We start from the raw sequence: 19,698 nt of genomic DNA on the forward strand, positions 1-19,698 counted from the left end.
ATGCCAAAACGTTCTGACATTAAAAGTATTCTGATTATCGGCGCCGGCCCCATCATCATCGGCCAGGCCTGCGAGTTCGACTATTCCGGCGCCCAGGCCTGCAAGGCCCTGCGCGAGGAAGGCTACAAGGTCATCCTGGTCAACAGCAATCCGGCCACCATCATGACCGACCCCGAGATGGCCGATGTCACCTACATCGAGCCCATCACCTGGCAAGTGGTCGAGAAGATCATCGCCAAGGAGCAGCCGGACGCCATCCTGCCCACCATGGGCGGCCAGACCGCGCTGAACTGCGCGCTGGACCTGCACCGCAACGGCGTGCTGGACAAGTACAAGGTCGAGCTGATCGGCGCCACCCCGGAAGCCATCGACAAGGCCGAGGACCGCGCCAAGTTCAAGGACGCCATGACCAAGATCGGCCTGGGTTCGGCCCGTTCCGGCATCGCCCACTCGATGGACGAGGCCTGGGCCGTGCAGCGCGACGTCGGCTTCCCGACCATCATCCGCCCGTCCTTCACCATGGGCGGCAGCGGCGGCGGCATCGCCTACAACGAGGAAGAATTCGAAGCCATCTGCAAGCGCGGCCTGGAAGCCTCGCCCACCAATGAGCTGCTGATCGAGGAATCGCTGCTGGGCTGGAAAGAGTACGAGATGGAAGTGGTGCGCGACAAGGCGGACAACTGCATCATCATCTGCTCGATCGAGAACCTGGACCCGATGGGCGTGCACACCGGCGACTCCATCACCGTGGCCCCGGCGCAGACCCTGACCGACAAGGAATACCAGATCATGCGCAACGCCTCGCTGGCGGTGCTGCGCGAGATCGGCGTGGACACCGGCGGCTCCAACGTGCAGTTCTCGATCAACCCGAAAGACGGCCGCATGATCGTGATCGAGATGAATCCGCGCGTGTCGCGTTCCTCGGCGCTGGCCTCGAAAGCCACCGGCTTCCCTATCGCCAAGGTGGCGGCCAAGCTGGCCGTGGGCTTCACCCTGGACGAGCTGCGCAACGAGATCACCGGCGGCCAGACCCCGGCCTCGTTCGAACCGTCGATCGACTACGTGGTCACCAAGATCCCGCGCTTCACGTTTGAAAAATTCCCGACCGCCGACCACCACCTGACCACCCAGATGAAATCCGTGGGCGAGGTGATGGCGATCGGCCGCACCTTCCAGGAATCGTTCCAGAAAGCCCTGCGCGGCCTGGAAGTGGGCGTGGACGGCCTGAACGAAAAAACCAAGGACCGCGAAAAAATCGAGGAAGAACTGGGCGAGCCGGGTCCGGAGCGCATCTGGTACGTGGGCGACGCCTTCGCCCAGGGCTTCACCCTGGAGGAAGTGCACCAGCTGACCAAGATCGATATCTGGTTCCTGATCCAGATCAAGGAGATCGTGGACCTGGAACTGTGGATGGACACCCAGAAGCTGGAGCAGCTGGACAAGACCACCCTGTACAAGCTGAAACAGAAGGGCTTCTCGGACCGCCGCCTGGCCTTCCTGCTGCAGACCACGCCGGCCGAGGTGCGCAAGTACCGCCACGCGCTGGGCATCCGTCCGGTCTACAAGCGGGTCGACACCTGCGCCGCCGAATTTGCCACCAACACGGCCTACATGTACTCGACCTACGACGAGGAATGCGAGTCCAACCCGACCGACAAGAAGAAGATCATGGTGCTGGGCGGTGGCCCCAACCGCATCGGCCAGGGTATCGAATTCGACTACTGCTGCGTGCACGCCGCGCTGGCCATGCGCGAGGATGGCTATGAGACCATCATGGTCAACTGCAATCCCGAAACCGTGTCGACCGACTATGACACCTCCGACCGCCTGTACTTCGAGTCGCTGACCCTGGAAGACGTGCTGGAAATCGTCGAGCTGGAAAAACCGGTAGGCGTGATCGTGCAGTACGGCGGCCAGACCCCGCTGAAACTGGCGCTGGACCTGGAGGCCAACGGCGTGCCCATCATCGGCACCTCGCCCGACATGATAGACGCGGCCGAAGACCGCGAGCGCTTCCAGAAGCTGCTGCAGGACCTGGGCCTGCGCCAGCCGCCCAACCGCACCGCCCGCACCGAGCCGGAAGCGCTGGCGCTGGCGCAGGAAATCGGCTACCCGCTGGTGGTCCGTCCTTCCTACGTGCTGGGCGGCCGCGCCATGGAAATCGTGCACGAGCAGCGAGACCTGGAACGCTACATGCGCGAAGCGGTGAAAGTGTCCAACGATTCGCCGGTGCTGCTGGATCGCTTCCTGAACGACGCCATCGAGTGCGACGTCGATTGCATCAGCGATGGCGAGACCACCTTCATTGGCGGCGTGATGGAGCACATCGAACAGGCCGGCGTGCACTCGGGCGACTCGGCCTGCTCGCTGCCGCCGTATTCGCTGTCGCAGGACACCATCGCCGAACTGAAACGCCAGACTTCGCTGATGGCCAAGGGCCTGAACGTGGTCGGCCTGATGAACGTGCAGTTCGCGATACAAAAACAGGATATCGATGGTCAACTGCGGGACGTCGTGTACGTGCTGGAAGTGAACCCGCGCGCTTCGCGCACCGTGCCTTACGTATCCAAGGCCACCGGCCTGCAGCTGGCCAAGATCGCGGCGCGCTGCATGGTGGGCCAGAAGCTGGCCGAGCAGGGCATCACCACCGAAGTGGTGCCGCCTTACTACAGCGTCAAGGAAGCCGTGTTCCCGTTCGTGAAATTCCCGGGCGTGGACACCATCCTCGGCCCCGAGATGAAATCCACTGGTGAAGTCATGGGTGTCGGCAAGACCTTCGGCGAAGCCTTCGTCAAGTCGCAGCTGGGCGCCGGCGTCAAGCTGCCCAAGTCGGGCAAGGTGTTCCTATCCGTGAAAGCGTCGGACAAGCCGCGCGCCGTGAAGGTGGCGCGCGACCTGGTCGAGATGGGCTTCACCCTGGCCGCCACCAAGGGCACGGCCGCCGTGATCTCCGCAGCTGGCCTGCCGGTGACCGCGGTCAACAAGGTGGTCGAGGGCCGTCCCCACATCGTGGACATGATCAAGAACCACGAAATCGTCCTGGTCATCAACACGGTCGAGGAAAAGCGCAACGCCATCGTCGATTCGCGCGCCATCCGCACTTCGTCGCTGGCCGCGCGCGTGACCACCTACACCACCATTGCCGGCGCCGAGGCGGCGGTGGAAGGCATACGCCATCTGGACGAATTGCAAGTGTACGATTTACAAGGGCTGCATAAAACCTTACACTAAGCCTTAACAGTAGTCCGCAACACCTCAACCACAGAGCTCGCGCCGGCAGCAATGGCGCGGCCTCTGTGGTTTTCCATTGTAATAACCGAGTAGAGACATATGACTTCAGTTCCACTGACCAAATTCGGCGCAGAACTCCTCAAGGAAGAGCTGCACCAGTTGAAGACCAAAGAGCGCCGCATCGTGATCGACGCGATCGCCGAGGCGCGTTCGCACGGCGACCTGTCGGAAAACGCTGAATACGATGCCGCCAAGGAGCGCCAGGCCTTCGTCGAAGGCCGCATCGCGGAACTGGAAGGTAAGCTGAGCTCGGCGCAGATCATCGACCCCACCACCCTGGACGCCGACGGCCGCGTGGTGTTCGCCGCCACCGTGGACGTGGAAGACCTGGAAAACGGCACCCGCGCCACGTACCAGATCGTCGGCATAGACGAAGCTGACCTCAAGCTGGGCAAGATCTCCGTCACCTCGCCCATCGCCCGCGCCCTGATCGGCAAGTCGGCCGGCGACGTGGTGGAAGTGCAGGCGCCGTCCGGCCCGCGCGAGTACGAAATCCTCGACGTACGCTACATCTGATGCAGCTGGCGCGGTTACGCTTGCTGGTGGCCGCGCTGTGGGCCGGCAGCCTGTGGACGATCGGCTACCTGGTGGCGCCCACCCTGTTCGCCACCCTGAGCGACCGGGTGCTGGCCGGCACCATTGCCGGCAGCCTGTTCGCGGTGCAAGCCTGGCTGTCGCTGGGCTGCGCGGCGGCGCTGGTGGTGCTGGTGCTGCAGGCGCGCGACTATGATAGCCAGCGCCGCAGGACGCTGCTGTGGCTGGTGCTGGCGATGGCCTTGTGCACCGTGGTGTCGCACTTCGGATTGCAGCCGCAGATGGCGGCGCTGCGCGAGGCGGCCGGTCCGGGCGGGGTGATGGAATCGGCCGCCAAGGGCCGTTTTGGCATGCTGCATGGGATATCGAGCGGCATCTACCTGGTGCAGAGCCTGCTCGCAGGCTGGCTGCTTCTCAAGCAATAACCGAGCTTCGCTTCAGGTTCGCGGCCCGGCCGCGAACCTGCCCGCTTAGTTACCCAGGGCGCTTTTCTTGGCCGAAGTCTGGCGCGGCTTGGCGCGCTTGATGGTGCCGCCTTCGGTCACGCGCTCGTTCCCTTTCAGCAGTACCTTGGTCACGCTCGGCTTCTTGGTGCCGCTGGCGCTGGGCTTGACGATGGTGACTTCGCGCAAGCCCTTGCCGGCCTTGCCGCTGCGCTCCTTGACGGCTTCCTTCTTGGGACGGTACAGCACCAGCAGCTTGCCGATGTGTTGCACCGGCGCCGCGCCCAGCTGTTCGCAGATGGTGTCGTACATGGCGGCGCGCGCTTCGCGGTCGTCGCCGAACACACGCACCTTGATCAGGCCGTGCGCATCGAGGCCCAGTTCGATTTCCTTCAGGACGTTGGCGCTCAGGCCGGATTCGCCGATCATGACGACGGGCTTGAGGCCATGCGCCTCGGCGCGCAGGGCGGCGCGCTCGACAGGGGTAAGTTTGATCATAATAACTTTGGTGGTTCTCTTAAAAGCAGTATTCTACGCGAATGGCTAAGAACAAATTAAACAAAAACTGGCTGCACGACCATATCAACGATCCCTACGTCAAGCTGGCACAGCGCGAAGGTTACCGCGCCCGCGCGGCTTTCAAGCTGAAAGAGATAGACGAGGACGAGAAATTGATCAAGCCGGGCCAGGTCATTGTCGACCTCGGCTGCACCCCGGGCAGCTGGGCCCAGTACACCCGGCGCAAGCTGGCCGGCAAGGAGGGCGGCGGCATCAACGGCACGCTGATCGGGCTGGACATGCTGCCCATGGAACCGATCGCCGACTTCCACTTCATCCAGGGCGACTTCCGCGAGGACAGCGTGCTGGCCCAGCTGGAGGAAGTGCTGCAGGGCCGCAAGGCCGACCTTGTTTTGTCGGACATGGCGCCCAACCTGTCCGGTATCGCCGACGCCGACGCGGCGCGCATGGAGCACCTGATTGAAATCGCGATTGAATTTTCCCAGGTGCATTTGAAACCGGGCGGCGCGCTGCTGGTCAAATGCTTCAAGGATATGGGGTTCACCCAGCTGGTCGAACGTTTTCGCCAGGAATTCAAGACCGTGGTGCAGAAAAAGCCCAAGGCCAGCCGGGATAAATCCTCGGAAATCTTCCTGCTGGGGCGGGGCGTGAAACATCCGGTTGACGCGCCGAGCATGCTGACGGGCCAAAAAGACAACTTTGGCGATTTTCCCCTTGATATTTAGCATCCAGACCGCATTTTCAGCCTAGGAAAACCACATTTGACTTGATCGTACCGTTTTTTTGGTCAAATAATGTGCTTTAACCCGTGCGCCGGCCCGTTGCACCGCTGGCGCACGGCAGGTTTGTGGCACCGCCTGCCTAATGCGAGTAAAATCGGGTTCTCAGAACCTGTTTCAAAATGAGCAGGGCAAGGCACGGCGACGAAGGCAGTGCGACTGCACGGCGAGGAGCCGTAACGACGCCATGGTCATTTTGAAACGGGTTCTTAGCCTATTGGTAAAGATGCGCCCCCGCATCCAAGGAGTTTTCGTGAATAACATGTTTTCCAAATCTGCCATCTGGGTGGTCGTCGCACTGCTCTTATTCATGCTGTTCAAGCAATTCGACAACCATGGCATCGCGGGCGGCAGCAAACCGATCGCTTATTCCGAGCTGCTCGATGACGTCAAGGCCAAGCGCATCAAGGATGTGATCATCGAAGGCGGCAACATCACGGCCACCCGTACCGACGACACCAAGGTGCGCACCACCGCCACCATCCTGGACCGTGGCCTGATCGGCGACCTGCGCGACAACGGCGTGCGCTTCGACGTGCGTCCGCCGGAAGAGCCCTCGTTCCTGCAGCAGGTGTTCGTGTCCTGGTTCCCCATGCTGCTGCTGATTGGCGTGTGGATCTTCTTCATGCGCCAGATGCAGGGTGGCGGCAAGGGTGGCGCCTTCTCCTTCGGCAAATCGAAGGCGCGCATGATGGATGAAACCAACAACAACGTCACCTTTGCCGACGTCGCCGGCTGCGACGAAGCCAAGGAAGAGGTCGCCGAGATCGTCGACTTCCTGAAAGACCCCACCAAGTTCCAGAAGCTGGGTGGCCGCATCCCGCGCGGCGTGCTGATGGTCGGCCCCCCGGGTACCGGTAAAACCCTGCTGGCGCGCGCCATTGCCGGCGAAGCCAAGGTGCCGTTCTTCTCGATTTCCGGTTCCGACTTCGTGGAAATGTTCGTCGGCGTGGGCGCCTCCCGCGTGCGCGACATGTTCGAGAACGCCAAGAAGCATTCGCCCTGCATCATCTTCATCGACGAGATCGACGCCGTCGGCCGCCACCGTGGCGCCGGCATGGGCGGCGGCAACGACGAGCGCGAACAGACCCTGAACCAGCTGCTGGTGGAAATGGACGGCTTCGAAGCCCAGTCCGGCGTGATCGTGATTGCCGCCACCAACCGCGCCGACGTGCTGGACAAGGCGCTGCTGCGTCCGGGCCGCTTCGACCGCCAAGTCTCGGTGGGCCTGCCGGACATCCGTGGCCGCGAACAGATCCTGAACGTGCACATGCGCAAAGTGCCGATCGGCACCGACGTGAAAGCGGACATCCTGGCGCGCGGCACCCCCGGCTTCTCCGGCGCCGACCTGGCCAACCTGGTCAACGAGGCCGCCCTGTTTGCCGCCCGCCGCAGCAAGCGCCTGGTGGACATGCAGGACTTCGAGGACGCCAAGGACAAGATCTTCATGGGTCCGGAGCGCAAGTCGCTGGTCATCCGCGAAGAAGAGCGCCGCAACACGGCCTACCACGAGTCGGGTCACGCGGTGGTGGCCAAGCTGCTGCCCAAGGCCGATCCGGTGCACAAGGTCACCATCATGCCGCGTGGCTGGGCCCTGGGCCTGACCTGGCAACTGCCTGAGCACGACAATATCTCGGGCTACAAGGACAAGATGCTGGAGGAAATCTCCATCCTGTTCGGCGGCCGCATCGCCGAGGAAATCTTCGTTGGCCAGATGTCCACCGGCGCCTCCAACGACTTCTCGCGCGCCACCAAGCTGGCCCGCTCCATGGTGACCCGCTTCGGCATGTCCGATGCGATGGGCGTGATGGTGTACGAGGACAGCCAGAACGAAGGCTTCATGGGCGGCACCAACAAGACCATCTCGGAAGCGACCCAGCAGAAGGTGGATGCGGAAATCCGCAACATCCTGGATACGCAATACCAGCTGGCCCGCAAGCTGCTCGAGGAAAACCGCGACAAGGTCGAAATGATGACCAAGGCCCTGATGGATTGGGAAACCATAGACGCCGACCAGATCAACGACATCATGGCCGGCCTGGAGCCGCGTCCGCCCAAGGCCGGCGTCAGCCTGCGCAAGCATCCCAGCGATGGCGGCCCGGGTGTGACCCCCAGCGTGACCGCTCCAGCTTAAACGGCGGCGGAAGGCAAGGCCCACTAGGGTGAGGAGCAATCCTCGCCCTTTTTATTTCTACGATTGCATGCGACAGACACTACAATTCGGCCGTTTCAACTATCCGCTGAACGGACGCCCGCGCGTGATGGGCATCCTGAACGTCACCCCCGATTCCTTTTCCGACGGCGGCCAGCATGCCGGCCTGGAATTCGCGCTGGCCCACGCCGAGCAGATGATGCGCGACGGCGTGGACATCATAGACGTGGGCGGCGAATCGACCCGCCCCGGCGCGCCGCCGCTGCCGCTCGAGCAAGAGTTGCAGCGCGTGATGCCGGTGCTGTATGCGCTGCGCGACTGCGGCAAGGCCATTTCGGTCGACACTTACAAGCCGCAGGTGATGCGCGAGGCGGTCATTGCCGGGGTCGACATGATCAACGATATCAACGGTTTTCGCGTCCCCGGCGCCATCGAGGCCGTGCGCGACAGCGACTGCGCCCTGTGCATCATGCACATGCAGCGCCAGCCGGAAACCATGCAGCAGGCGCCGGCCTATACCGACGTGGTGGCCGAGGTGCGCGATTTCCTGCGCGAACGGATAGACGCCCTGACCAGCGCCGGCATTGATACGCGTCGAATCTGCATCGATCCCGGCTTTGGGTTCGGCAAGACGGTGGAGCATAATTATGCTTTGCTGCGCGCCGGGCGCCAGCTGGTTGCCGAGTTGCAGCAGCCGCTGCTGGCCGGCCTGTCGCGCAAGTCCATGCTGGGTGCGGTGACCGGCAAGCCGGTCGAGCAGCGCCTGGCGGCGAGCCTGGGCGGCGCGCTGGCGGCGGTCTCGCACGGCGCCCTGATCGTGCGCGTACACGACGTCGCGGAGACCGTGGACGCCCTGGCCGTATGGCAGGCGGCCCACCCACTATAAAGACATGAGAGAGCATTATGGCACGTAAATATTTCGGTACCGATGGTATCCGCGGCCTGGTTGGCGAGGCGCCGATCACCCCCGACTTCGTCATGCGCCTGGGCTATGCGGCCGGTAAGGTGCTGGCCGGCAGCCGCAGCGGCAATGCCCGTCCCACCGTCCTGATCGGCAAGGACACGCGCATTTCCGGCTACATGCTGGAAGCGGCGCTGGAAGCCGGTTTCTCGGCGGCCGGGGTGGACGTGATGCTGGCCGGCCCCATGCCCACGCCCGCCATTGCCTATCTGACGCGCGCGCTGCGGCTGTCGGCTGGCGTGGTCATTTCGGCCTCGCACAACCCGTTCCAGGACAATGGCATCAAGTTCTTCTCCAGCCAGGGCACCAAGCTGCCGGACGCCGTCGAGCTCGACATCGAGGCGGCGCTGGACTTGCCCATGGCTTGCGTGCCCTCGGAAAAGCTGGGCCGCGCCAAGCGCCTGGACGACGCCCAGGGCCGCTACATCGAATTCTGCAAGAGCACCTTCCCCAACGAACTGGATCTGCGTGGCCTGAAATTGGTGGTCGATTGCGCCCACGGCGCCGCCTACAACATCGCGCCGCACGTGTTCCACGAGCTGGGCGCCGAAGTCATCGCCATCGGCAACAAGCCGGACGGCTTCAACATCAACGCCGGCCACGGCGCCACCGCACCGGACGCCATGGCCGCCGCCGTGCGCGCCCATGGCGCCGACCTTGGCATCGCGCTGGACGGAGACGCCGACCGCCTCATCATGTGCGATTCCACCGGCCGTTTGTACAACGGCGACGAGCTGCTGTACGTAATGGTGCTGGACCGCCTGGCCACCGGCCCGGTAGCGGGCGCAGTGGGCACCCTGATGACCAACATGGCGCTGGAAGTGGCGTTCAAGGAGAAGGGCATCGGCTTCGCGCGCGCCAAGGTGGGCGACCGCTACGTGCTGGAAGTGATGCAGGAGCGCGGCTGGATACTGGGCGGGGAGGGCTCCGGCCACCTGCTGGCGCTGGACAAGCACACCACGGGCGACGGCATCATCTCGGCGCTGCAGGTGCTGTCGGCCTTCCAGCGCAGCGGCAAGAGCCTGGAGCAGTATGGCGAGGAACTGGTGCTGTTCCCGCAAACCCTGGTCAACGTGCGGGTGCCGGCAGGTTTCGACTGGACCCGCAACGCCGCCATGGTGGCCGAGAAGGAAAAGGTCGAGGCCGAGCTGGGCGGCAGCGGCCGGGTGCTGATACGCGCTTCCGGCACCGAGCCGCTGATACGGGTGATGGTGGAAGCGCGCAACGCCGAGGCCGCTGCGGCCATGGCGCACCGCATTGCCGCCAAGGTCGACGCCCAGCTGGCCGCCTGAAAGGGCTTAATTTGACCCACCTGCTCGCGGCGGCTATAATGACGGTATCGGAGTGTAGCGCAGCCCGGTAGCGCATCTGGTTTGGGACCAGAGGGTCCAAGGTTCGAATCCTTGTACTCCGACCAAGAATGTAAAAACGGGTTGTCTGTGACAACCCGTTTTTTTATGCCCGCCGGACCTTCGTCCCGGCGCTCCTACTGCCCATAGCTCAGTTGGATAGAGCATCGGCCTTCTAAGCCGAGGGTCGCTGGTTCGAACCCAGCTGGGCAGGCCAATGTATTTCACCATTTTCGCGTCTTTGTCACTACCCCCAGTTTTTCTGTCACTAGCCACGTTGCAGTGTTGATGCCAAGATAGCGGCATGTCAGAAATTTACCGCAGTCAATTCCGTATGCCCTTCAAGCTGTTCGAAAAGCTGAAGGCGGAGGCCGGCAAGTCCGGCCGCAGCGTCAATGCCGAACTGGTCGGCCGGCTGGAGCGCAGCCTGACGGAAAGTTCCAATGAACTCGATATCAAGATCATCTTCGAGGCGCTGGAACGGCTGTCGCTGCGCAATCCTGACTTGCGCTACAGCTTTGGCGTGCAGCTTGGCCAGACCGTGGAGAGCGCGTCCGAAATCTCGGGCGGCAGCTGGACCCTGCCGGCCAATTCCAGCAGCACGTTCTCGGCCAGCATGCAACAAGAAACGTCCGAGCGGCAGGGGGGCGACAAGCCCAAGAGCTAGTCGCAAATGAACCTTGGTGGGGAACCGGACAGATAACAATATCGTCTTTGACCGGCCTCAAAAGTCCGTGCACCATGTGCTAATATCAAGACAAGGATATTATTTTCCATTTGCTTATCCGCTTGCTTATCCAACTTACTCGCGAGGATTACGGACATGACTCCAGAGCTAGACCGACGCCGGACTGAGCCGGCTACTTCCGATACCGCAGGCTGGCATTCGCTGGAATTCCTGGTGCGCCAGGCGCTAGAGGTGCAGCGCGATGTTGGTACACCCGGCGCCGTGGAATTCATGCAAAGCAGCGGCATCAGTCCTCAGGTGATTGCCCGCGTGCTGGCGCCGGACGCCAAGATCCGCGCCGCCGACCAGGAGGCCCTGGACAATGGCGCCCCGGTGGCCGAGCTGCCCATCACCTCGCGACGCGGCGCCTGGCGCCACAATTGAGCATCAGGCCGCCGTGCAGCGGCGCCGACCGGTAGCTTGAAGCCGGCAATCCGGATTGACGGGGTTGCGAGATTGCCTCGGGCCGGCCGTCGGCTGTTGCGGATGTGACACCTTCGCGGCGCAGGCCAAGGCTGTCATAAAAAAACCTCATGCGCAGGATAGAAAGTTTTGTTGCGTGACGGCACGATGAGCCATGTTATCCTGTATTAACTTTTTCCGGGGCCTGTCCGAGGGCCCGCCCAGTGCCCAACCCACGCATTGTCCAGCTACTTTCGGTTAACGCACTGAGGACTCCATGACTACCACTTGCCAGTTAGGCGAGGCGCGCCGTCTTGACGCGCTTTACAAGCTCAATATTCTCGATACGCCGCCCAGCGAGGCTTTCGACCGCATCACGCGCATGGCCGCGCGATTGTTTTCATTGCCGATCGCGGCGGTATCGCTGACCGATGTGGATCGCCAGTGGTTCAAGTCGCGCGTGGGCGTGGAGCACTGGTCCATCCCGCGCCTGCGCGCTCCCTGCGGCCAGGTGGCTGACAGCAGCGACGTGCTGGTGGTGACCGATTTGCTCCATGATGAATTCTTCCGCGACAGTCCGCTGGCGGCCAGCGGTATCCGTTTCTACGCCGGCGCACCGCTGATCACCAAGGACGGACATTGCCTGGGCGCGATGTGCGTGCTGGGCACCGAGCCGCGCGCGGTGTCGGACGAGGAACTGGCCATGCTGGCCGACCTGGCCGGCATGGTGATGGCGCAAATTGAAATGCAGCACGCCCTGGGCCGCATCGACCCCATCAGCGGGCTGCCCAACCGCAACCAGTTCCTGGAGGATTTCCAGGACCTGCAGCGCGACAGTGCTGGCGGCCAGCGCCTGGCCGTGCTGATCAACCTGGCCACGCCCGAGCAGCTCAGCAACGCCGTCCGCGTGATGAGTTCCTCCTACCTGGATGAGCTGGTCAGCGACTCCGCGCGCTGGATACGCAAGGAAATCGGCAGCGGCCGCAAGGTCTACCATGTGGCCGCCGCCCAGTTCGCCCTCTTCGCGCCGGCCGGCGCGGAACTGGCGTCCTACCTGCCGCTGGTGGAGGGCAAGATGGTGCGCGCCGCCCGCATCGCCAAGTCGCGCTATGTGGCCACGCCCTCGGCCGGGGTGGCGCCTTTCGAACCGGGCCAGGCCGACAGCCTGGACGTGCTGCGCCAGGCCCAGAGCGCGGCCCATGACGCCATCGACAGTGCCAGCCACGTGGCCGTGTATTCGGAAGCGGCCGACGCCCGCTACCGGCGCCGCTTCCAGTTGGTCAACGACTTTGGCGCGGCCCTGGAGCAGGGTGGCCAGCTGCGCCTGGTGTACCAGCCGCGCGTGGACCTGGCCAGCGGCGGCTGCGTCGGCGCCGAGGCCCTGCTGCGCTGGAACCATCCCGTGCTGGGGGCGGTTTCGCCGGGAGAGTTCATGCCGGTGGTCGAGCGCACCAGCCTGGCCCAGGCGACCACAGCCTGGGTGCTGGACGCGGCCCTGGCCCAGCTGCGCGCCTGGCGTGCAGCCGGGCTGGCGCTGCAGCTGTCGGTCAACGTGTCGGCCGCCAATCTGCTGGAGCCGGACTTCGCCGTGCGCCTGGCTGCCGGCCTGGAACAGTACGGCGTGCCTGCCGCCAGCCTTGAGCTGGAGATCACGGAAAGCGCCATCATGTCCCATCCGGCCCGGGCCCACGCCATGCTGGAAGCCATTGCCGCCACCGGCGTGCGGCTGGCCATCGACGACTTCGGTACCGGACACAGCAGCCTATCCTACCTGCAGACCATGCCGGCAGACGTGGTCAAGATCGACCAGTCCTTCATCCGCGAGCTGATGCGCGACGGCCGCAAGCAGGCCCTGGTTCAAGCCATGATCAGCCTGTCTCAGGACCTGGGCTTCCGGGTCGTGGCCGAAGGCGTGGAAACCTCCGTCGTCCAGGACCTGCTGCGCGCGGCCGGCTGCGACGAGGCCCAGGGCTATCTGTACGCGCGGCCGCTGGAGGCCGAGGTGTTTGCCGCCTGGTGCGGCGCCGCAGGGGGTGTCGGCCAGATGGAGGAAGGCTTGCGCCAGACGCTGTTGCAGCCGGCCGCCTAGGCACGATAAATATTTCTCTGTGGAAAAATATTTATCGTGCGCACCAAAATCCTCGCTACAATACCGGCTACGTACCACAGGAGCCCAGCATGAGCGAACAACCCGGATTGACCTTTGACCAGCCAGACCTGGCGCTGCGCCTGGCCGGCCTGGATGAGGCGGCGCTGGACGCGTTGATGTTCGGCGTGATCGCCTTCGACGACGACACCATCGTGCGCCGCTACAACGCCTACGAATCGCAGGCCGCCGGCCTGGCACCCGAGCGCGTGCTGGGCCAGCCGGTGTTCACCCACGTGGCGCCGTGCATGAACAACTACCTGGTGGCGCAGCGCTTCGAGGATGCACAGGAGCAGGGCGGCGCGCTGGACGTCACCATCGATTACGTGCTGACCCTGCGCATGCGGCCCACCAAGGTGGCCTTGCGCCTGCTGGCGCAGCCCGGCGCCGCGCTGCGCTACGTGCTGGTGCGGCGCGCATGAACGGACTGGTAGACGCGCCCGCCGAGGGCGAGCACCAGGCGCTGCTGCAGTTCCTGTACCTGGCCCCGGTCGGCCTGATCCAGGCCGGCATGGATGGCGCCATCACCATGCTCAATCCGGTCTCGGCCCAGCTGCTGCTGCCCGTCAGCCGGGACGGCGGCCTGGACAACCTGTTTGACGCCTTGTCCGGCCTGGCGCCCGACCTGCGCCAGCGCTGCGCCGCACACGCGGCCGCACACGGCACCGTGTGCGACGCCCTGCGCCTGCATGCGCCCGGGGAGCCTGGCCAGCGCGAGGCGCGCGTGCTGTCCCTGACCGTGCTCAAGCTAGACCAGTCGCGCCTGATGGCGGTGCTGAGCGACATCACCGAACAGGAGCGGCGCGAACGCGAGCTGCGCACCATGGATGCCTGGATGAACGCCATCATGGCCAACATCGCCGACTATGCCCTGGTCAGCCTGGACGGCGAGGGCAGGGTGCGGGCCTGGAACGAGAGCATAGGCCGGGTCACCGGTTTCGACGCGGCCGCCGTGGTCGGCCAGCCCTACGGCCTGTTCTATCCGGATGGCGCCATCTCGCCGCAGCGCCAGCGCGAGCGGCTGCGCGAGGCCGACGACAATGGCTGGAGCCTGGACGAGGGCAGCCGCCTGCGCACCGACGGCAGCCATTTCTGGGGCAGCTCCATGATTGCGCCGCTGCCGCACCGCGAGTCGGACGGTGATCCGGCCTACTGTATGATCATCCGCGACATGAGCGACCGCCAGGAAGCCCGCGACAGCCTGCGCCAGGCTACCTACACCGACCACCTGACCGGGCTGGCCAACCGCCGCGCCTTCTACGAGGCGGCCGAGCTGGAGCTGCGGCGCCGCCTGCGCCAGCCTGCGGCGCGCCCGCTGTCGCTGCTGATGGTCGATGCCGACCACTTCAAGGCCATCAACGACCGCCACGGCCATCCGGGCGGCGACGCCGTGCTGCGCCACCTGGCTGCCACCATGCGGGCCGTATTCCGCCAGGTGGACGTGGTAGCGCGCGTGGGCGGCGAGGAGTTCGCGGTGATCCTCCCCGGCGTCGGCCTGGGCGACGCGGAAGCGGTGGCGCACCGCCTGCGCGAGCATGTGGAGGCCCATCCGGCGCGCTACGAGGACCAGGCCATCGCCTGCACCCTGAGCATAGGGGTGGCCGCCATGGCGCCCGAGATGGAAGGCGCCGACGCGCTGGAGCGGCTGCTCAAGCACGCCGACCAGGCCTTGTACGCGGCCAAGCGCGCCGGCCGCAACCAGGTGGCCAGCTGGCCGGGGACGCCCTGAGATGGCGGACGCCGAAGATGCCTACCAGGCCCTGATCCAGTTCCTGTACCGTGCGCCGGTGGGACTGATCGAGATGCGCGCCGATGGCGAGATCGAGATGATCAATCCCATGTCGTCGCAGCTGCTGATGCCGCTGTCGTCCGACGGCGGCCTGTCCAACCTGTTCACCGTGCTGGAGGCCTGCGCGCCGCAGTTGCGTGAGCTGTGCGCCCGCTATTCCGCACCGCACGGCGTGATTTGCGAGGCCCTGCGCATCGCGCTGCCGCCGGCCGTGGCCAACCGTCCGGGCGCGCCGGCGGTGCTGTCGCTGGGGCTCATGAAAGCCGGAGCGGACCGCCTGATGGCGGTGCTGGCAGACGCCACCGGGGAAGTCGAACGCGAGCAGCGCACCCTGGCGCGCCGCCTGGGCAGCGCGGCCCGCACCGACAACCTGACCCGCTTGCCCAACCGCGCCGCCATGCATGAGCTGCTGCAGCGCGCCGCCAGCCGCGAGCGCGCGCCGCAAGGCGACGATTGCGCGCTGCTGTTCATCAACCTGGACCGCTTCAAGCAGGTCAACGACACACTGGGCAACGCGGCCGGCGACCAGGTGATCTGCATGGTGGCGGGCCGTTTGCGCCTGGCCCTGCGCGGCGCCGGGCGCGGCGCACCCAATGCGCTGGGCGAACTGCCGGCGCGCGTGGGCGGCGACGAATTCGCCGTACTGCTGGACGGCGTGGACGGCCCTGGCGTGGCCGGCGTGATCGCGGCGCGCCTGCTGCAGGTGCTGGGTGAACCCTACCGCATCGGCGCGCACGATATCAACTGCACCTTCAGCATCGGCCTGGTGCCGCCCGCGCACCTGCCGCCCGATGCCGACGACGCCCTGCGCGACGCCAGCATCGCCATGACGGCAGCCAAGGCGGCGGGCGGGGGCCAGTGCGTGGTGTTCGAGCCGCACATGCGTGAGCAAGCCGCGCGCCGCGCCGGCATCGAGGCCGAGCTGCGTGCGGCGCTGGAGCTGGGGCAGCTGTTCCCGGTGTACCAGCCGGTGGTGGGCGTGCAGGGCGGCGGACTCGATCGCGCCGCCGGAGTGGAAGCGCTGGTGCGCTGGCGCCATCCCGAGCGCGGCGTGGTGGGGCCGGGCGAGTTCATCGCGATAGCCGAGGAAAGCGGCCTGATAGGCGCATTGGGCGAGCACATGCTGCGCGTGGGCTGCCGCGATTTCATGCAGTGGCAGGCCGGGCTCGGCAAGCGCGCGCCGCGCCTGCTGGCGGTCAACCTGTCGCGTGCCCAGCTGGCGCAACCGGGCTTGTGCAACACGGTGCAAGCCATCCTGGATGAACACGGCATGGCGGCCGCCCAGCTGCAGCTGGAAATCACGGAAAGCCTGGCAGCCCAGGGCGCCGACGTGCAGGAGCAGCTACGCCGCCTCAAGGCGCTGGGGGTGAAGCTGGCGCTGGACGACTTCGGCACCGGTTATTCATCGTTGTCCAGCCTGCACCTGCTGCCGGTGGACACGGTCAAGATCGACCGCTCCTTCGTCAGCCTGGCCGACACCAGCCCGCACCACGAGGTGCTGATCGAGGCCACGGTCAAGGTGGCGCGCAGCCTGGGCATGAAGACCGTGGCCGAAGGCATAGAAACCGAAGACCAGGCCGCGGTGGTGCGGCGCCAGGGCTGCGACAAGGGCCAGGGCTATTTGTACAGCCGGCCGCTGGAGGCAGCCGCGCTACTGGACTGGCTGGGCGCCGTGTAGCACATTTGTGCGACAGACAAGTTCCCATGATAAAAATATACTGCGAATTTATTATCAAGGGGACTGGGGACATGAACAAATTCCTACGCGCGACGGTTTTAGCCGCACTGATGGCGGCAAGTGGCGGCGCCCACGCCGCCACTTACACTTTTTCATACTCGTTTGCCGACAGCCACACGGTAACGGGTACATTTGACGGCAACGCCAGCGGTGACCTGATCACCGGCATCACCAATATCAGCTTGAGCATAGGCGGTACGGCGATCGGCGGCACCATTGTTGCCTATGGCGAGGGCGACAGCGCCGACGATCCACCTATCGCAGGCACGGCGGTCGTCTCGATCTCCGGTACGGCTAGCAGCTTCATCTTTTCTAACTCGGCATTGTGGGGAAACAGCACGCCAGGCACCGCGATATTTGGCGTATTTTCCGCCTCCGAAGCGGCAACGGCTGCGCTGGTGGGGACCACGCCCTCTTCGAGTGCTGTCTATTATGATTTCGAGCCTTTCTCCGGCTCGGCATACAGCACGGCGCGCTGGAGCGTGACGGCGGTGCCGGAGCCAGCCACCTACGGCATGCTACTGGGCGGCCTGGGCCTGGTGGCGGCGCTGGTGCGCCGCCGCACTGCCCAGGGTTGATGCACGCAGCTGCCCAGCGTTGCTGACGCTGGTGTGCACCCATGCGCCTGCGGCGCCTCAGAAAGTGGAGCGCAGCTGCAGGTAAGCCAGGCGCGGCGCGCCCACCATGCGGCCGGCGTTGCCATCCACGTTGCGGGTGTAGTAGCGCTTGTCGCTGGCGTTGTTCACGCCGGCCAGTACTTCGACCCCCGGCCTGCCCGGCAGCTTGTAGCCGGCCTGCAGGTTGACCAGCCGGTAGCCGGGTATGCGTCCCACGGCGGCCGCCGCGTTTTCCGCCACCGTGTTGGCGGTGTCCGAGAATTGCGCGCTCTGCTGCGTGGCCGAGGCGTTGAAGCTCCAGTTCCTCACGCGGTAGCGCGCCCCCAGGGTGCCGGTGTTGCGTGAATAGAAGGGCACGTCCAGGCCGGCCGTGCTGCCGGATTCCTGGATGGCGCGCGTGTAGTTGTAGTTGGCGTACAGGCCCAGCCCGGCCAGCAGGCTGTCGTCGGCAAAGCGGTAGTCCAGCGCGCTCTCGATGCCGTCATGCTTGGTCGCGCCTATGTTCTGGAACACGGGCGGATTGCTGCCGGCGATCTGCAGGATCTGGTTGTCGAAGCGCAGCTGGAAGGCGGTCAGCTCGGCGCTGAGCGTACGTGATTTCCAGCGTGCGCCCAGCTCGGTGGTCTTGGCCAGTTCCGGCTGCAGCGGGTTGGCGGCGGTCTGCGAATTGAGCTGGGTGTTCTGTACCGGGCCGAACGAGGTGCCGTAGTTGGCGAACACGGTCAGCGCCGGCGTCAGCAGATAGGCCACGTTGAGCGAGGGCAGGGCCTTGTTGTTGTCGGTGCTGTAGGTCTTGCCGGCCGCAGCATCGTTGCGGTCCGAGGCAATGCGCTCGTAGCGCACGCCCGGCGTGATGCGCCACGCGCCCAGCGCGATGCGGTCGTCGATGTAGACTGCGTGGGCGTCGGTGGCGTTGTCGAAGGTGGTGACCGCGCCTTTCACGCCCGTGGCCAGGGTTTGCACATAGTTGTTGTCGTCGCCGCGTTCGCGCAGGTAGCGGTAGCCGACCGTGATGTCGTGCGTGGCCGGGCCCAGCGCCAGGCGCTGGGTGTAGCGCGGCTCTATGCCCAGCACCTGGTAATTGCGCGGCTGCCAGGTGAGCTGGGTCCTGGCCGTGTTCACCAGGGCGCTCTGGCGGAAGCTCTCGTTGTAATAGGCCTTGATTTCGACTTCCTGCGTGGCTGACAGGGTATTCAGGTAGCCGATGTCGGCTCCCTTGCGGTCGCCGCTCCAGAAGTCGGTGGGGCGGGTGTTCTGGAACGGGTTGGCCTGGTACTGGGCCACGGTCAGGCCGCCAGGGGTGCGCGACAGCACGTCGTAATAGGACAGCTTGCCATACACCTGGCTTGTCGGGCTGAGCTGGTAGCGCAGTTTCAGCGCCACGTCGTTGACGCGCTCATTGCTGCCCACGCGCCACTCGCCGCCGTCGATGCCGGCATACAGCAGGGCGATGCCGAGGCCATTGTCCAGCTGGCTGCCGACGAAGGCGCTGTACTGGGTGTTGTGGCCACCGTTGCCGCCGAAGTCGTTGTAGCGTACCGAGGCGTCGCCGTGGAGGCCCGGCGTATCCGGTATCGCGCGGGTGCTGAAGTTGATGATGCCGCCCACGTTCTGCGGGCCGTAGCGCACCGCGCCGCCGCCACGCACCACGTCCACCGATTCGATGTTGTTCAGGCTGACCGGCGCGAACGACAGCTGCGGCTGGCCATACGGCGCGACCGCCATGGGTATCCCGTCCAGCAGCACGGTGGAGCGCGGCGAGTAGCGCCCGCTCAACCCGCGCACGCCGATGTTGAGCGAAATGGCGCTGCCGGCCGTGCCCGAGTTGTCCGTGCTTTGCACGCCGGGGATGCGGCGCATCACGTCGCCGATGGTGGCGGCGCCGGTATCCTCGATATCCTGCTTCTGCACCACGGTGCGGGCGCCGGCAAAGTTCTTGACGCTGTTCTGCAGGCCGCTGCCCAGCCAGCTGCCCGTCACCTGTATGCTTTCCAGTACCTGCTGCTCCTGCGGCGCCGCCTCTTGCGCAATGGCGGGCAGCGCCAGCAGGGCGGCCGCTACTGCGGCGGCGCAAGTGTTCAGGGTGGGCGTGGCGATGCGGGACATGGCTATCCTTGGAAACGTGCTTAAAAGGGAGGGAATGATAACACTTCTCATTTAGATTTGTCATTGCCTTACGGCATGCCGGTGTACTTGGTACGCCAGCGCACCATGGGGCAAGGCGTGGCGCGCTAAGGTTGCTGCACAGGAG

At 65.0% G+C, this 19,698-nt stretch carries 16 protein-coding genes and 2 tRNA genes; 16 read left to right on the top strand and 2 right to left on the bottom strand.

Going from position 1 to position 19,698, the window contains the following annotated elements:
* The 3 genes from carB to ACLB1G_RS26430 all read left to right on the top strand — a co-directional run bounded on the left by carB (window position 1) and on the right by ACLB1G_RS26430 (window position 4,250).
* Window positions 1–3,231 (top strand): carbamoyl-phosphate synthase large subunit, encoded by a 3,231-nt coding sequence (gene carB / locus ACLB1G_RS26420; protein ID WP_491630247.1) that lies wholly within the window; start codon window positions 1–3, stop codon window positions 3,229–3,231.
* A gap of 99 nt (window positions 3,232–3,330) precedes the next feature.
* Complete coding sequence (greA, locus tag ACLB1G_RS26425) at window positions 3,331–3,807, top strand: transcription elongation factor GreA (RefSeq protein ID WP_491630248.1); 477 nt, start codon at window positions 3,331–3,333, stop codon at window positions 3,805–3,807.
* A complete protein-coding gene (locus ACLB1G_RS26430) occupies window positions 3,807–4,250 on the top strand; it encodes a DUF4149 domain-containing protein (RefSeq protein ID WP_491630249.1) in 444 nt (147 codons plus the stop codon). Before greA ends, ACLB1G_RS26430 begins: the two co-directional genes overlap by 1 nt.
* 45 nt (window positions 4,251–4,295) lie before the next feature.
* Here ACLB1G_RS26430 and yhbY read toward each other — a convergent pair whose 3' ends face one another.
* Window positions 4,296–4,766, bottom strand: a complete 471-nt coding sequence (gene yhbY, locus ACLB1G_RS26435; RefSeq protein ID WP_491630250.1) for a ribosome assembly RNA-binding protein YhbY — start codon at window positions 4,764–4,766, stop codon at window positions 4,296–4,298.
* 41 nt (window positions 4,767–4,807) lie between these two features.
* Between yhbY and ACLB1G_RS26440 the strand changes: the two genes are divergently transcribed.
* From ACLB1G_RS26440 to ACLB1G_RS26500, 13 genes are all read left to right on the top strand, one after another.
* Window positions 4,808–5,512: an RlmE family RNA methyltransferase gene (locus tag ACLB1G_RS26440; protein ID WP_491630251.1), complete on the top strand. Its 705-nt coding sequence runs from the start codon at window positions 4,808–4,810 to the stop codon at window positions 5,510–5,512.
* Window positions 5,513–5,819: 307 nt separating this feature from the next.
* Window positions 5,820–7,700 carry an ATP-dependent zinc metalloprotease FtsH gene (ftsH, locus tag ACLB1G_RS26445; RefSeq protein ID WP_491630252.1) on the top strand — a complete coding sequence of 627 codons (1,881 nt, stop codon included), beginning with the start codon at window positions 5,820–5,822 and terminating at the stop codon, window positions 7,698–7,700.
* A gap of 67 nt (window positions 7,701–7,767) precedes the next feature.
* A complete protein-coding gene (gene folP / locus ACLB1G_RS26450) occupies window positions 7,768–8,604 on the top strand; it encodes a dihydropteroate synthase (RefSeq protein WP_491630253.1) in 837 nt (278 codons plus the stop codon).
* A 17-nt stretch (window positions 8,605–8,621) separates the two neighbouring features.
* The gene (glmM, locus tag ACLB1G_RS26455) at window positions 8,622–9,971 is read left to right on the top strand and encodes a phosphoglucosamine mutase (RefSeq protein ID WP_491630254.1); all 1,350 of its coding nucleotides are present in this window, start codon (window positions 8,622–8,624) and stop codon (window positions 9,969–9,971) included.
* A 48-nt stretch (window positions 9,972–10,019) separates the two neighbouring features.
* A tRNA-Pro gene (locus tag ACLB1G_RS26460) sits at window positions 10,020–10,096 on the top strand.
* A gap of 72 nt (window positions 10,097–10,168) precedes the next feature.
* A tRNA-Arg gene (locus tag ACLB1G_RS26465) sits at window positions 10,169–10,245 on the top strand.
* An 87-nt stretch (window positions 10,246–10,332) separates the two neighbouring features.
* Window positions 10,333–10,695: an Arc family DNA-binding protein gene (locus ACLB1G_RS26470; RefSeq protein ID WP_491630255.1), complete on the top strand. Its 363-nt coding sequence runs from the start codon at window positions 10,333–10,335 to the stop codon at window positions 10,693–10,695.
* A gap of 156 nt (window positions 10,696–10,851) precedes the next feature.
* Window positions 10,852–11,139 carry a hypothetical protein gene (locus ACLB1G_RS26475; protein WP_491630256.1) on the top strand — a complete coding sequence of 96 codons (288 nt, stop codon included), beginning with the start codon at window positions 10,852–10,854 and terminating at the stop codon, window positions 11,137–11,139.
* Between the two features lie 295 nt (window positions 11,140–11,434).
* Window positions 11,435–13,246 carry a sensor domain-containing phosphodiesterase gene (locus tag ACLB1G_RS26480; protein ID WP_491630257.1) on the top strand — a complete coding sequence of 604 codons (1,812 nt, stop codon included), beginning with the start codon at window positions 11,435–11,437 and terminating at the stop codon, window positions 13,244–13,246.
* An 89-nt stretch (window positions 13,247–13,335) separates the two neighbouring features.
* Window positions 13,336–13,725 carry a phosphonate transporter gene (locus ACLB1G_RS26485; protein WP_491630258.1) on the top strand — a complete coding sequence of 130 codons (390 nt, stop codon included), beginning with the start codon at window positions 13,336–13,338 and terminating at the stop codon, window positions 13,723–13,725.
* Window positions 13,722–15,032, top strand: coding sequence for a sensor domain-containing diguanylate cyclase (locus tag ACLB1G_RS26490; RefSeq protein ID WP_491630259.1), 1,311 nt, complete (start codon window positions 13,722–13,724; stop codon window positions 15,030–15,032). Before ACLB1G_RS26485 ends, ACLB1G_RS26490 begins: the two co-directional genes overlap by 4 nt.
* A 1-nt stretch (window position 15,033) precedes the next feature.
* Entirely contained in the window at window positions 15,034–16,770 is a 1,737-nt protein-coding gene (locus ACLB1G_RS26495; protein ID WP_491630260.1) for a putative bifunctional diguanylate cyclase/phosphodiesterase, read from the top strand.
* A 71-nt stretch (window positions 16,771–16,841) separates the two neighbouring features.
* Window positions 16,842–17,408, top strand: a complete 567-nt coding sequence (locus tag ACLB1G_RS26500) for a PEP-CTERM sorting domain-containing protein (protein ID WP_491630261.1) — start codon at window positions 16,842–16,844, stop codon at window positions 17,406–17,408.
* A gap of 57 nt (window positions 17,409–17,465) precedes the next feature.
* Here ACLB1G_RS26500 and ACLB1G_RS26505 read toward each other — a convergent pair whose 3' ends face one another.
* Window positions 17,466–19,553 (bottom strand): TonB-dependent receptor family protein, encoded by a 2,088-nt coding sequence (locus ACLB1G_RS26505; protein ID WP_491630262.1) that lies wholly within the window; start codon window positions 19,551–19,553, stop codon window positions 17,466–17,468.
* Window positions 19,554–19,698: the final 145 nt, after the last annotated feature.

This window comes from Duganella kummerowiae, assembly GCF_053572355.1.